This window comes from Ensifer adhaerens (genome assembly GCF_013283195.1).
GTDB lineage: Bacteria > Pseudomonadota > Alphaproteobacteria > Rhizobiales > Rhizobiaceae > Ensifer > Ensifer adhaerens_G.
Map to the genome: position 1 here is coordinate 282402 of NZ_JABEKT010000001.1, position 13315 is coordinate 295716.

General features: G+C 63.2%; 10 protein-coding genes. 4 read left to right on the top strand and 6 right to left on the bottom strand.

The genetic code is table 11. The annotated features are described in order from the left end of the window. Positions 1-9 precede the first annotated feature (9 nt). From ispG to LPJGGPFB_RS01385, 4 genes are all read right to left on the bottom strand, one after another. Positions 10-1263 (bottom strand): flavodoxin-dependent (E)-4-hydroxy-3-methylbut-2-enyl-diphosphate synthase, encoded by a 1254-nt coding sequence (gene ispG / locus LPJGGPFB_RS01370; protein ID WP_173418392.1) that lies wholly within the window; start codon positions 1261-1263, stop codon positions 10-12. A 190-nt stretch (positions 1264-1453) separates the two neighbouring features. Continuing rightward, a complete protein-coding gene (locus LPJGGPFB_RS01375; RefSeq protein ID WP_173418393.1) occupies positions 1454-2638 on the bottom strand; it encodes an MFS transporter in 1185 nt (394 codons plus the stop codon). Positions 2639-2670: 32 nt separating this feature from the next. Then, the gene (locus LPJGGPFB_RS01380) at positions 2671-3057 is read right to left on the bottom strand and encodes a VOC family protein (protein ID WP_173418394.1); all 387 of its coding nucleotides are present in this window, start codon (positions 3055-3057) and stop codon (positions 2671-2673) included. Beyond that, positions 3054-3836 carry a DeoR/GlpR family DNA-binding transcription regulator gene (locus LPJGGPFB_RS01385; protein ID WP_173418395.1) on the bottom strand — a complete coding sequence of 261 codons (783 nt, stop codon included), beginning with the start codon at positions 3834-3836 and terminating at the stop codon, positions 3054-3056. The genes LPJGGPFB_RS01380 and LPJGGPFB_RS01385 overlap by 4 nt, the downstream gene beginning before the upstream one ends. 271 nt (positions 3837-4107) lie before the next feature. Between LPJGGPFB_RS01385 and LPJGGPFB_RS01390 the strand changes: the two genes are divergently transcribed. The 3 genes from LPJGGPFB_RS01390 to LPJGGPFB_RS01400 all read left to right on the top strand — a co-directional run bounded on the left by LPJGGPFB_RS01390 (position 4108) and on the right by LPJGGPFB_RS01400 (position 6427). Beyond that, complete coding sequence (locus LPJGGPFB_RS01390; RefSeq protein ID WP_173418396.1) at positions 4108-4881, top strand: amino acid ABC transporter substrate-binding protein; 774 nt, start codon at positions 4108-4110, stop codon at positions 4879-4881. A gap of 107 nt (positions 4882-4988) precedes the next feature. Beyond that, positions 4989-5669, top strand: coding sequence for an amino acid ABC transporter permease (locus LPJGGPFB_RS01395; RefSeq protein WP_077500952.1), 681 nt, complete (start codon positions 4989-4991; stop codon positions 5667-5669). After that, complete coding sequence (locus tag LPJGGPFB_RS01400) at positions 5666-6427, top strand: amino acid ABC transporter ATP-binding protein (RefSeq protein ID WP_173418397.1); 762 nt, start codon at positions 5666-5668, stop codon at positions 6425-6427. Before LPJGGPFB_RS01395 ends, LPJGGPFB_RS01400 begins: the two co-directional genes overlap by 4 nt. 373 nt (positions 6428-6800) lie before the next feature. Here the strand turns inward: LPJGGPFB_RS01400 and pyc are convergent, their stop codons facing one another. Beyond that, complete coding sequence (gene pyc / locus LPJGGPFB_RS01405; RefSeq protein ID WP_173418398.1) at positions 6801-10259, bottom strand: pyruvate carboxylase; 3459 nt, start codon at positions 10257-10259, stop codon at positions 6801-6803. Between the two features lie 115 nt (positions 10260-10374). Next, positions 10375-11115 carry a helix-turn-helix transcriptional regulator gene (locus tag LPJGGPFB_RS01410; RefSeq protein WP_112806667.1) on the bottom strand — a complete coding sequence of 247 codons (741 nt, stop codon included), beginning with the start codon at positions 11113-11115 and terminating at the stop codon, positions 10375-10377. Between the two features lie 388 nt (positions 11116-11503). Here LPJGGPFB_RS01410 and LPJGGPFB_RS01415 point away from each other — a divergent pair, with 388 nt between their 5' ends. Beyond that, positions 11504-13261: a glucan ABC transporter ATP-binding protein/ permease gene (locus tag LPJGGPFB_RS01415; RefSeq protein WP_173418399.1), complete on the top strand. Its 1758-nt coding sequence runs from the start codon at positions 11504-11506 to the stop codon at positions 13259-13261. Positions 13262-13315 lie beyond the last annotated feature (54 nt).

Here is a 13315-nt window from a genome sequence, read left to right on the forward strand (position 1 = left end):
TCTGACCGCTTACTCGGCCGCGGCCTGGCCCTGGCCGTAACGCTTCTCGATATAGTCGGAAACCAACGTTTCGAAATCGCCGGCGATGTTGGGGCCACGCAGCGTCATCGCCTTCTGGCCGTCGATGAAGACGGGAGCCGCCGGCGTTTCGCCGGTGCCCGGAAGCGAGATGCCGATATCGGCATGTTTGCTTTCGCCGGGGCCGTTGACGATGCAGCCCATGACCGCGACCTTGAGGCCCTCGACGCCGGGATATTTCTCGCGCCAGACCGGCATGTTGCGGCGGATGTCGTCCTGGATCTTCTGGGCCAGTTCCTGAAACACCGTCGAGGTCGTGCGGCCACATCCGGGACAGGCGGCAACGACGGGAATGAACTGGCGGAAGCCCATGACCTGCAGCAGTTCCTGCGCCACCTGCACCTCGCGGGTGCGGTCGCCGCCGGGCTCCGGCGTCAGCGAAATGCGGATGGTGTCGCCGATGCCCTGCTGCATGAGAATGCCGAGCGAGGCCGACGAGGCGACGATGCCCTTGGTGCCCATGCCGGCTTCGGTCAGCCCCAGATGCAGCGCATGGTCGGAGCGCGTCGACAGCATGGCGTAGACGGCGATCAGGTCCTGGACGCCCGAAACCTTGGCCGAAAGAATGATGCGGTTGCGGGCAAGGCCGATGTCTTCGGCAAGCTCGGCCGACAGCAGCGCCGACTGCACGATCGTCTCGCGCGTCACCTCTTGGGCCGTCAGCGGAAAGCCGTTCGCCTGGTTCTCGTCCATCAGCCGCGTCAAAAGTTCCTGATCGAGCGAACCCCAGTTGACGCCGATGCGCACCGGCTTGTCGTAGCGGATCGCCATTTCGACGATCTCGGCGAACTGCTTGTCCTTCTTGTCCTTGAAGCCGACATTGCCCGGGTTGATGCGGTACTTCGCCAGCGCCTCGGCGCAGGCAGGATGGTCGGCAAGCAGCTTGTGGCCGATGTAATGAAAATCGCCGACGAGCGGCACGTCGAGGCCGAGGCGCTCGAGCCGTTCGCGGATCTTCGGCACGGCGGCAGCACTCTCGTCGCGGTCGACGGTGATGCGAACCAGCTCCGAGCCGGCCTTGTGAAGGGCGGCCACCTGCGCCACCGTTCCGTCGATATCGGCGGTGTCGGTATTGGTCATCGACTGGACGACCACCGGCGCGCCCCCACCCACTATGACCCCGCCGACATCGACGGCGACGGACGCGCGGCGGGGCTGCGGATCAAAATCGAAGGCGGCAGACATGAAGGCCTCTTGGTCCCCCAGGTCACACGTCGTGACCCGGTCTTATCGTTTCAGCGCGGGATGCAGGCGGAAACCGCTTGGATTTCTTCCCATCCCACTGTTGCTTTTCGTCCATCAGGTGGATGAGGAAAGCATCGTTGTCAACGGCGACATCATGCCCTGACGGCGATTTGATGGCGCGCGCCCGGCCTCAATGCCCCTTTGCGTGGTCCGCATGGTGCGCGTGATGCGAGAGCATGAGCACGACGATGAACAACACCGGCACCGAGGCGAAGATGATCGCAAAGCCGGTATGCTCGGCGACGAAGCCGATCAGCGACGGTGCGAACAGCATGCCGGAGTAACCCATGAAGGTCGCGACCGAAAGCCCGATGCCGGGCTGCAGACCCGGCATGTTGCCGGCGGCCGAGAACGCGATCGGCACCATGTTGGAGATGCCGATGCCGGCGATCGCAAAACCAAGGATGGCAATGTAGGCATTGGGCGCAAGACCTGCGAGCACCATGCCGATAAGGGCAGTCACCGTGCAGATGCGCAGCGTGCGCTTGGCGCCGAAACGGTCGCGCACGTGGTCACCGGCAAACCGCATCGTCGCCATGGTCGCCGAGAAGGCGGCAAAGCCGAAGCCCGACAGTTCGACCGAAGCGCCGAGTTCGTTGCGCAGGTAGAGCGCGCCCCAGTCGAGCACGGTTCCCTCCGGCACCATCGAAAACAGCGCCATGATGCCGATCAGCCAGGGAAGCGGTGTCATCGGCAGGCGCAGTTTTTCCTTGGTGGCTGCCGGGTGCGGCTGGTCGGCAAGAATCATCGGCCAGGCAATGGCAATGACCGTCAGCGACAGCACTGTTACGACGAGGACATGCGGCAGGACGCCGAAACGCGCCATCAGGAAGCCGCCGATGCCGGCGCCGATCAGGCCGCCGAGGCTCCAATAGGCATGGCAGGAGGACATGATGGCGCGGCGCATCGACTTTTCGACCTCAACCGCATTGGCATTCATGGCCACGTCCATCGCGCCGACGAAACCGCCGAGCAGGAACATTCCAACGGCCGCGGCCCAGACATTCGGCAGCAACGTCAAAAGCAGCAGCAGCGGCGACAGCAGGATAGCCGTGACCTTGACCACCTTCTGCGAGCCGACCCGTGCGATGAAGCCGCCGGCGATCGGCATCAGCACCAGGGAGCCAATGCCGAACATCAGGATGAGCAGGCCGAGCACGCTTTCGCTGATGCCCAGGCGATCCTTGAATTCGGGGATTTTCGGGGCCCAGCTTCCGGTGACGAAACCGTTCATCAGGAACAGCAGCGACACGGCGAGCCGGTTTCGGGTCATGTAACCCTGCCGAACGGCAGTGGAAGGGGAACGTTGGTCCATGGATCTATGCCTCTATGCCGGAAGCCGCCGGCTCAAATGGTGATTTCAATCAGATTACCGTCGGGGTCGCGAAGCACCGCCTCGTAGAAGCCGTCTCCCGTCCACCGTGCCGGCGCTACCAGAATGCCCTCGGCAACCGCCCGGGCCGCCATCGCGTCGACTGCCGCCTCGCTGCCGAGCGACAGGGCTACATGGGCAAAGCCCGTCCTTTCGAGACCGTCAGGATCGGCCGGCGCCACCCACGGCCCTTCCATGATTTCGATGGTCGGCCCTTCGCCGAGCGTCAGAAAGCGGGAGCGAAAGCCCGGCCGACGGCGACTTTCGTAGATCTCGCCGACGCCAGCGCCCAGAAAGCGCGACCAGAAGGCGGCGACAGCCTCCAGATCCCTCGTCCAAAGTGCGACATGGGCGACACTCATCGTTCGCTTCCTTCAGCCATGATCACGGTCGTCCCTGCTGCCTTGAAGGCGGCGACGTGCGCCGCCGGCGCGTCTGCCTCCAGCACCAGCGTGGTCACCTGGTCGATGCCGACGACCGCGTGGGACGCAGCCGTGCCGAGCTTGTCGTTGGTAACGGCGACGAGCAGGGCGCGGCTGCGGGAAGCCACCAGCCGCTTGAACTCGGCATCCTCGAAATAGATCGCCGTCAGGCCCGCCTCGGCATCGGCGCCGCAGGTGCCGAGAATGCACAGGTCAGGTCGAAGCTGCTCGATATCGCGCTGCGCCCGCGCGCCGACGGCCGCACCGACGGCACGGTTGAGCGGGCCGCCGACGAGGATCAGGTCGATTTCAGGCTTTTCCATCAGGGCGGCGGCAATCAGCGGCGTGTTGGTAACGATCGTCGCCTTCAGGTCCGGCGCGATCAGCTGTGCGATGGCGAGGTTGGCCGATCCAGCATCGAGGAACACGGTGCTATCGGGCGCAATGAAGCCAACCGAGGCGCGGGCAAGTGCCGCCTTTCGCTCCGGCGCCATCGCCACGCGCTGGCTCAAGGTCAGCGAACTGGGAGCAAGCGGCAACGCCCCACCATAGACGCGTTCGCAGAGGCCCGCCGCCGCCATCTCGCGCAGGTCACGCCGGATGGTATCTTCAGAAACCCGAAACTCGGCCGCAAGGTCGGCGGCCAGCACCCGGCCGTCGGCTTTCAGCCGCTCCTGGATCAGGGATTTTCGCTCTCGAAGAAGAAGGTCTGTCGACATTTCGCCAATCGTGCATAAACGTGCATGAATCGATGAAAATGTGCATAGCGAATTTTGAAAGCGATTTCAACTGCACCGGCGCGACAAAATCGAAAACGGCCAGATTTGGCGACAGGCGGGCATTTTGGATGAAAATTCTCCCAATCCGGGGAAAAATCTTCATCAAAACGCTCAGGAATTGGAGTTTTATGCGCTCAAGCGCCGGTTTTTTTGTGCGATTCTCCCCTCAATCCGGACGACGGGCCGGAACTTAGAAAGATGGAAAGACACGATGAAACTCCTCCCCACGCTCTTTACCGCCGCCCTCCTGCAGGTTGCCGCCCTCGTGCCCGCTCAGGCCGGTGAGAACCTCGACCAGATCAAGTCCGCCGGCGTTCTGAAGATCGGCACCGAGGGCACCTATGCGCCCTTCACCTACCACGACAAGTCAGGCGCGCTCGTCGGCTTCGACGTCGAGATCGGCCAGGCTGTTGCTGAAAAGCTGGGCGTCAAGGCCGAGTTCCTGGAAGGCAAGTGGGACGGCCTGATCGCCGGCCTCGATGCCAACCGCTACGACACGGTCATCAACCAGGTCGGCATCACCGAGGAGCGCAAGAAGAAGTACGACTTCTCCGAGCCCTATATCGCCTCCAAGGCGGTGCTGATCGTCAAGGGCGACGACGCCGAGATCAAGGACTTTGCCGACCTCAAGGGCAAGAAGTCCGCCCAGTCACTGACGAGCAACTTCGGCAAGCTGGCCCAGGCCTCCGGCGCCGAACTCGTCGGCACCGACGGCTTCGACCAGTCGATCCAGCTCGTGCTCACCGGCCGCGCCGATGCGACCATCAACGACAGCCTCTCCTTCCTCGACTTCAAGAAGCAGAAGCCTGATGCCAACGTGAAGATCGCCGCCGAGAAGGCCGACGCCGACTATTCCGGCATCATCATCCGCAAGGACGAGCCGGAACTGCTCGAAGCCATCAACAAGGCGCTGGTCGACATCAAGGCCGACGGCACCTACGAGAAAATCTCGCAGAAGTACTTCGGCGCCGACGTCTCGAAGTAACATCGGGCTGAGATCAGCGCCGGTTTCTCCGCCGGCCAATCTCGGTTATGAAAAGCGATCCGTTCCGGTCCCCGGGGCGGATCGCGCTTTTTCGAAAGGCCTGCCCCTTGCCCACCTGGCTCCAACTCATGCTGGATTCGCTGCCGTCCCTGCTGTGGGCCGGGCTGACATTCACCATCCCGCTGACGCTGCTTTCCTTCATTCTCGGGCTGACGCTGGGCCTCGCGACCGCAATCGCCCGCCTGTTCGGCCCGGCGCCCGTCGTCGCCGTCGCCCGGTTCTATGTCTGGGTCATCCGCGGCACGCCGCTGCTCGTCCAGCTGTTCGTGATCTTTTATGGCCTGCCGAGCATGGGCATCCTGCTCGACGCCTTTCCGGCAGCGCTGATCGGCTTCACGCTCAATGTCGGCGCCTACACCTCCGAGATCATCCGCGCGGTGATTTCGTCTGTGCCGCGCGGCCAATGGGAAGCCGCCTATTCCATCGGCATGAGCTGGAGCCAGGCAATGCGGCGCACGATCCTGCCGCAGGCAGCCCGCGTCGCCGTGCCGCCTTTGTCCAACACCTTCATCTCGCTGGTGAAGGATACGTCACTGGCAGCCGCGATCACGGTTCCCGAACTTTTCCAGACGGCGCAGCGCATCGTCGCCACCACTTATGAGCCGCTGATCCTCTATATCGAGGCGGCGCTGATCTATCTCGCCATGAGCTCGGTGCTGTCGGCCCTGCAGGTGCGACTGGAGCGCCGCTTCGCCCGCTATGGCGGCTTTCTGGAGGCGCGCACATGATCGAGCTTTCCCACATCGAAAAGCGCTTCGGCGACAACCTCGTGCTGAAGGACATCTCCGTGACGCTGGCGGAGGGCACGGTGACGGCGCTGGTCGGCCCGTCGGGCGGCGGCAAGAGCACGCTTTTGCGCTGCATCAACCTCTTGGAGATCCCGACGTCAGGTTCGATCCGGCTCGGCGACGACCAGCTCGACTTTCAGCCGGGACGCAAGACCGGCTGGCAGGCGATCCAGCGCCTGCGCCGCCAGACGGGCATGGTATTCCAGAACTTTCAGCTTTTCCCGCACCAGACGGCACTCGGAAACGTCATGGAGGGCCTTGTCACCGTCCTGAAATGGCCTGCCGACAAAGCGCGCGCCCGCGCCATGGAACTGCTCGAAAAGGTCGGCATGGCCCACAAGGCCGATGCTTGGCCGGCAACGCTCTCCGGTGGCCAGCAGCAGCGCGTGGCAATCGCCCGCGCATTGGCCCCGTCACCGCGCGTCCTTCTCTGCGACGAGCCGACCTCGGCGCTCGATCCGGAACTGGCCGAGGAAGTGGTCGAAGTATTGAGCCGGCTTGCCCGCGAAGGCACGACCATGGTGATGGCGACCCACGACCTCCGGCTCGCCTCGCGCGTCGCTGACAAGGTAGTGTTCCTCGACGGCGGTGTGATCGTCGAAAGCGGCGCTCCGAAAACCATCTTCTCGACGCCCGAGCGCGAGCGCACCAAGAAGTTCATCGCCTCGCTGAGCGCACCGCACAGCTACGATATCTGAGCGGAGATTTAGTTGCTCGTGGTGACCGGTATCGAGGCTACCGACGAGTGGGAAGGCGAACGCATTCACGCGTCGCCATGCTCATGCGCTCTCTTGCCGGCCCTCCTCCCAACGCGCCTCCTGTCACCTCGCGCCCTTGCTGTCTGTTGTCATCCTCGGGCTTGACCCGAGGATCCACGCCACGGACAAGGTCTTCACAGCGCCTAACGACGCGCCCCTCCCTCACCGCCTCGATGCGGCCCCATTGGATCCTCGGGTCAAGCCCGAGGATGACGCGAGAGGAGGATATCGCGGAGAGCTGGCTCCTTCCCCTCAGACATAAGAAAACGGCCGGATTCGCATCCGGCCGTTTCCATCAAACAGTTCGCTGCAATCAGCCGCCAAAGACGATCAGCAGGTCCTTGGCATCGATCTGGTCGCCGGCACGCACCAGAACTTCGGCAACCGTGCCGTCCTTCTCCGCGTGCAGCGCCGTTTCCATCTTCATCGCCTCGATCGACAGCAGCACGTCGCCGGCCTTGACCGCCTGGCCTGCATGGACTGCAACCGTCGAGATCACGCCTGGCATCGGCGCGCCGAGTTGCACGGCGTTGCCGGCCTCCGCCTTGCGGCGGATGGCGCTGGACGCGCCGCGGTTGCGATCGGGAACCTTGATCGGACGCGGCTGGCCGTTGAGTTCGAAGAACACCTTGACCATGCCCTTCTCGTCGATCTCGCCCTGGGTCTGGTTGAGGATGACGAGCGTCTTGCCCTTTTCGAGGTCGGCGAACAGTTCCTCGCCCGGCGCCATGCCGTAGAAATAGGCCGGCGTCGGCAGAACGCTGACGGGGCCATAGGTCTCGGCTGCCTGCGCATAGTCGGTAAAGACCTTGGGGTACATGAGATAGGAGGCGAACTCGTAGTCGTTGACCTCGCGCTCGAGCTTCTCTTCGATGACTTTACGCTCCGCGTCGAGGTCGGCGGCTTCCAGCAGCGAACCCGGGCGCACAACATAGGCCTTCTCGCCCTTCAGCGCCTTCTTCTGCAGGCCTTCGGGCCAACCGCCCGGAGGCTGGCCGAGATCGCCCTTCAGCATCGACACGACAGACTCCGGGAAAGCGATGTCCTTGGCCGGGTTCTCGACATCGGCGACGGTCAGGTCCTGGCTGACCATCATCAGCGCCATGTCACCGACCACCTTCGACGACGGCGTCACCTTGACGATATCGCCGAACATCTGGTTGGCGTCGGCATAGGCCTGCGCCACTTCGTGCCAGCGGGTTTCGAGACCGAGCGAGCGGGCCTGCTCCTTGAGGTTGGTGAACTGGCCGCCCGGCATTTCGTGGAGGTAGACTTCGGACGCCGGGCCCTTGAGATCGCTCTCGAAGGCTGCGTACTGGTGGCGCACGGCTTCCCAATAGAACGAGATGCGGCGGATCCATTCGGGATCGAGGCCCGGATCACGCTCGGAGCCGCGCAAGGCTTCGACGATCGAGCCGAGGCAGGGCTGCGAGGTGTTGCCGGAGAGCGAATCCATCGCCGCGTCGACGACGTCGACGCCGGCATCGACGGCCGCAAGCACGGTGGCAGCCGCAATGCCCGAGGTGTCGTGGGTGTGGAAGTGGATCGGCAGGTCGGTCGCTTCACGCAGCGCCTTGAACAGCACGCGGGCGGCGGCCGGCTTCAGCAGTCCAGCCATGTCCTTGACTGCGATGATGTGGGCGCCGGCCTTTTCCAGCTCAGCGGCAAGCGCGGCGTAGTACTTCAGGTCGTATTTCGGCCGTGCGGCATTCAGAATGTCGCCGGTATAGCAGATCGCCGCTTCGCAGATCTTGTTCTCTTCGGCGACCGCTTCCATCGACACGCGCATGTTGTCGACCCAGTTCAGGCAGTCGAACACGCGGAAGACGTCGATGCCGCCCCGTGCCGCCTGGCGCACGAAGTATTTGACGACGTTATCGGGGTAGTTCTTGTAGCCGACGCCATTGGCGCCGCGCAGAAGCATCTGCAAGAGCAGGTTCGGCGCGTCCTCGCGGATGCGTGCCAGCCGGTCCCACGGATCTTCGGTCAGGAAGCGCATCGAAACGTCGAATGTCGCCCCACCCCAGCATTCGAGCGAGAACAGGTTGGGCAGCGCGCGGGCATAGGTGCCGGCGACACGGGCGATGTCGTAGGTGCGCATGCGGGTGGCGAGCAGCGACTGGTGGCCGTCGCGCATCGTCGTGTCGGTGACGAGAACCTGCGGCTGCGCCCTGACCCATTCGGCAAATTTCTTCGGGCCGAGCTCGTCGAGCTTCTGCTTGGTGCCCGGCTTGATCTCGCCGCCGATGAACGGCACGACCGGAGCCGCAATCTCGTCCGACGGACGCGGCCGACCCTTGGCTTCCGGGTGGCCGTTGACGGTGACGTCGGCGAGATAGGTCAAGAGCTTGGTGGCGCGATCCTGGCGGCGCACCTGCTGGAACAGCTCCGGCGTCGTGTCGATGAAGCGGGTGGTGTAGGTGTTATCGTGGAACTTCGGGTGGCTGATGATGGCTTCGAGGAAGGTCAGGTTCGTCGCCACGCCGCGGATGCGGAATTCGCGCAGCGCGCGGATCATGCGCTGGATCGCCTCGTCCGGATTTGGAGCCCAGGCTGTCACCTTTTCCAGCAGCGGATCATAGTAGCGGGTGATGACCGCACCCGAATAGGCCGTACCGCCGTCGAGACGGATGCCGAAGCCGGTGGCTCCGCGATAGGCGGTGATGCGGCCATAGTCCGGAATGAAGTTCTGCTCCGGATCTTCCGTGGTAATGCGGCACTGCAGCGCGTGGCCGTTGAGGCGGATGTTTTCCTGCGAGGGCACGCCCGATTCCGGCGTGCCGATAGCGTAGCCATCGAGGATGTGGATCTGCGCCTTGACGATATCGATGCCGGTGACGACCTCGGTCACCGTGTGCTCGACCTGGATGCGCGGGTTGACCTCGATGAAATAGAATTTGCCGCTGTCGGCATCCATCAGATACTCGACGGTGCCGGCGCCGATATAGTTCGTCGCCTCGGCAATCCGCTTGGAATAGGCGGCAAGCTCTTCGCGCTGGCTGGCGCTGAGATAGGGCGCCGGCGCACGCTCGACGACCTTCTGGTTGCGCCGCTGGATGGAGCAGTCGCGCTCGAACAGATGCACGACATTGCCGTGGGTATCGCCGAGCACCTGGCTTTCGACGTGGCGGGCACGCTCGACCAGCTTTTCAAGATAGACCTCGTCCTTGCCGAAGGCGGCCTTGGCCTCGCGTTTAGCCTCCGTCACCTCGCGGGCGAGATCCTTCGGGTCGCGGATCGCGCGCATGCCGCGCCCGCCGCCGCCCCAGGAGGCTTTCAGCATCACCGGATAACCGATTGCCTCGGCCATCTTTGCGACTTCCGCCATGTCGTCGGGAAGCGGTTCGGTTGCCGGCACCACCGGGACGCCGATCGAGATCGCGAGGTTGCGGGCAGCAACCTTGTTGCCGAGCTGGCGCATGGTTTCCGGCTTCGGACCGATGAAGGTAATACCCGCCTCCGCGCAGGCCTCGGCGAACTCAGGGCTTTCCGACAGCAGGCCGTAACCCGGATGGATGGCATCCGCGCCGGAAAGCTTGGCGACGCGGATCACTTCCTCGATCGACAGATAACTCTCGATCGGGCCGAGGTCGCGCGCCAGATGCGGGCCACGGCCGACCTGATAACTTTCGTCCGCCTTGAAGCGGTGCAGCGCCAGTTTGTCCTCTTCAGCCCATATCGCGACCGTTTTCAGACCTAGTTCATTGGCCGCGCGGAACACGCGGATTGCAATTTCAGAACGGTTGGCAACAAGGATCTTAGAGATGGGCAAGTCGGACTCCTCAAGACTTGAAACGCGGGAAATGCTGCACCCGCGAAATGAAGTATTAGCGGGTCGCAGAATGAAGCGCAATTTCAGAGTCGAGCAGAAATCCGAGAGAATTGGATCAGGAAATCAGTCCTAGCCGGAAGGCAATCGCCACGACGTGATGGCGGTTCTTGCCCTTCAGTTTCTCCTGGATGCCATTCATGTACCAGTCAACCGTGTGACTGGAGATGTCGAGCACCTTGCTGATGTCGTTCGAGGTCATGCCGTCGGCCAGATAATTGAGCGCTTCCATTTCGCGTCGCGTCATCTGTACTTCAACACGGGATGCCAGATCGGCCGAGATCTCCGGGTCGGTCAGTTCGAGCAGCTTCCAGAACAGGCGCTTGGCGATCTGGTCGAACAGGCTGATCTCGACGGGGCTGAGATCGACGACCCGGCCGCCCACCGTCAGGTTGCCGAGCAGGCCGCGGCGGCCGTGCACCGGGAAGATGTAGCCATCGTGAAGGCCATGGTTGCGGCCCTCGATCATCATGCTTTCCATGCGCTTGCGATGCGGATCGGAGCGGAAGGCAAACAGCGTGTCGCGCCAGCGGAAACCGCGCTGGGCGTGGCCGAGGTAGCGGATGGTCGGATCGATCACCACATACTTCTTGCGGATGTAGATCTGCGGCCAGCCTTCCGGCCAGCGACCGGCGAGCAGCAGCCTCAGCGGATTTTCGTGCGGCTTCGGCTGCCGGACGACACCATAGAAGTCGAAGCCGCAGCGGTCGAGCAACCGTTCGAATTCCGGCACGATTTCTTCGCGCGTCTTCATCTCTTCGATCAGCGCAAGAAATTGCACGAGCAGCGTGATATTCATGGATCACCTTCCAGGTAGAACAGGCGTGCGGGGCCCGCAAACCGGACATGAATGAGCCGTTCAGGGGCCATTCATGTTGCACCCGCGATAATTCGACATACCATGCCCGGTCTTGTGCGGAAATCGCAAGAAATCGGAATTGGACGGAAAAGATAGCAAACTATGAATACCCGCACCAAGCCCGCCGATGGGCAAACGGGGTTCCGCCGTCAAAGCCGTCTCAAGCTTCTGATTTCCCTAGGATATCGCCAATGATCGTCCCACAGCGGCCTTGACGGCCGGCAGAATCGAGCCTCGTGCCCGGCTGCCGGAGTTTGTTGAGGCGTACGCATTTGCCGCACGAATGTTTGGTGCGGCGCACAATCCGGTACCCGGAAGGGGTGAGACAGTGTCATTGTTCCAAGTGTATGCGAGAGCGCTCCAGTATCTTGCGGTTCACAAGTTCCGTGTCTCGGCGATCGTGCTCGCAAACGTCGTGCTCGCCGCCATCACGATTGCCGAGCCGATCCTGTTCGGCCGCATCATCGACGCCATTTCCTCCAAGGGCGAAGTCACGCCGATGCTCCTGATGTGGGCAGCGCTTGGCGTGTTCAACACCGTCGCCTTCGTTCTCGTCGCCCGCGAAGCCGACCGGCTGGCCCATGGCCGCCGTGCCACGCTTTTGACGGAGGCCTTCGGGCGTATCGTTTCGATGCCGCTGTCCTGGCACACCCAGCGCGGCACGTCGAATGCGCTGCATACGCTGCTGCGCGCCTGCGAAACGCTGTTCGGCCTCTGGCTCGAATTCATGCGCCAGCATCTGGCGACTGCCGTTGCCCTGATGCTCCTGATCCCGACTGCCTTTGCCATGGACGTTCGCCTGTCGCTGGTACTCGTCGTGCTCGGCATCGCCTATGTCATGATCAGCAAGGTGGTGATGAGCCGCACCAAGGAAGGCCAGGCCTCGGTCGAAAACCACTACCACACGGTTTTCTCGCACGTGTCCGACGCCATCAGCAACGTCTCGGTCGTTCACAGCTACAACCGCATCGAAGCCGAGACACGCGAACTGAAGAAGTTCACCGAACGCCTGATCTCCGCCCAGTTCCCGGTCCTCGACTGGTGGGCGCTGGCCAGCGCGCTCAACCGCGTCGCCTCGACCATCTCGATGATGGTGATCCTCGTCATCGGCACGGTGCTGGTCCAGCGCGGCGAGCTGCGCGTCGGCGAAGTCATCGCCTTCATCGGCTTTGCCAACCTGCTGATCGGCCGTCTCGACCAGATGAAGGCCTTTGTCACGCAGATCTTCGAAGCCCGCGCCAAGCTTGAAGATTTCTTCCAGCTGGAGGATTCGGTGCGCGAACGCGAAGAGCCGGCTGGCGCCACGGACCTGGGTGCCGTCAAGGGTGAAGTCGAATTCCGCGACATCTCCTTCGACTTTGCCAACACCACTCAGGGCGTGCGCAACGTGTCGTTCACGGCCAAGGCGGGACAGACGATCGCGATCGTCGGCCCGACTGGCGCCGGCAAGACCACGCTCGTCAACCTGCTGCAGCGCGTTCACGAGCCGCGCGACGGCCAGATCCTGATCGACGGCGTCGACATCTCCAAGGTGACGCGCAAGTCGCTGCGCCGGTCTATCGCCACCGTCTTCCAGGACGCCGGCCTGATGAACCGCTCGATCTGCGAGAACATCCGGCTTGGCCGTGACGACGCGTCGCTCGACGAAGTGATGGCTGCTGCCGAAGCGGCTGCCGCCAGCGACTTCATCGAAAGCCGCAACAATGGCTACGACACCGTCGTCGGCGAGCGTGGAAACCGCCTGTCGGGCGGCGAGCGCCAGCGCGTCGCCATTGCCCGCGCCATCCTCAAGAATGCACCGATCCTGGTGCTCGACGAGGCGACCAGCGCGCTCGACGTCGAGACCGAGGCCCGGGTGAAGGACGCAATCGATGCGCTGCGCAAGGATCGCACCACCTTCATCATCGCCCACCGCCTGTCGACGGTGCGCGAGGCCGATCTGGTGATCTTCATGGATCAGGGCCGGATCGTCGAAATGGGTGGCTTCAACGAGCTCAGCGCCAGCAACGGCCGCTTCGCCGCCCTGCTGCGCGCCAGCGGCATCCTGACGGACGAAGACGTCCGCATGAGCCACACGGCGGCTTGACCGCCAAAACATCGCCGCAATCGAACGCCCCGGACATCCGGGGCGTTTTCTTTT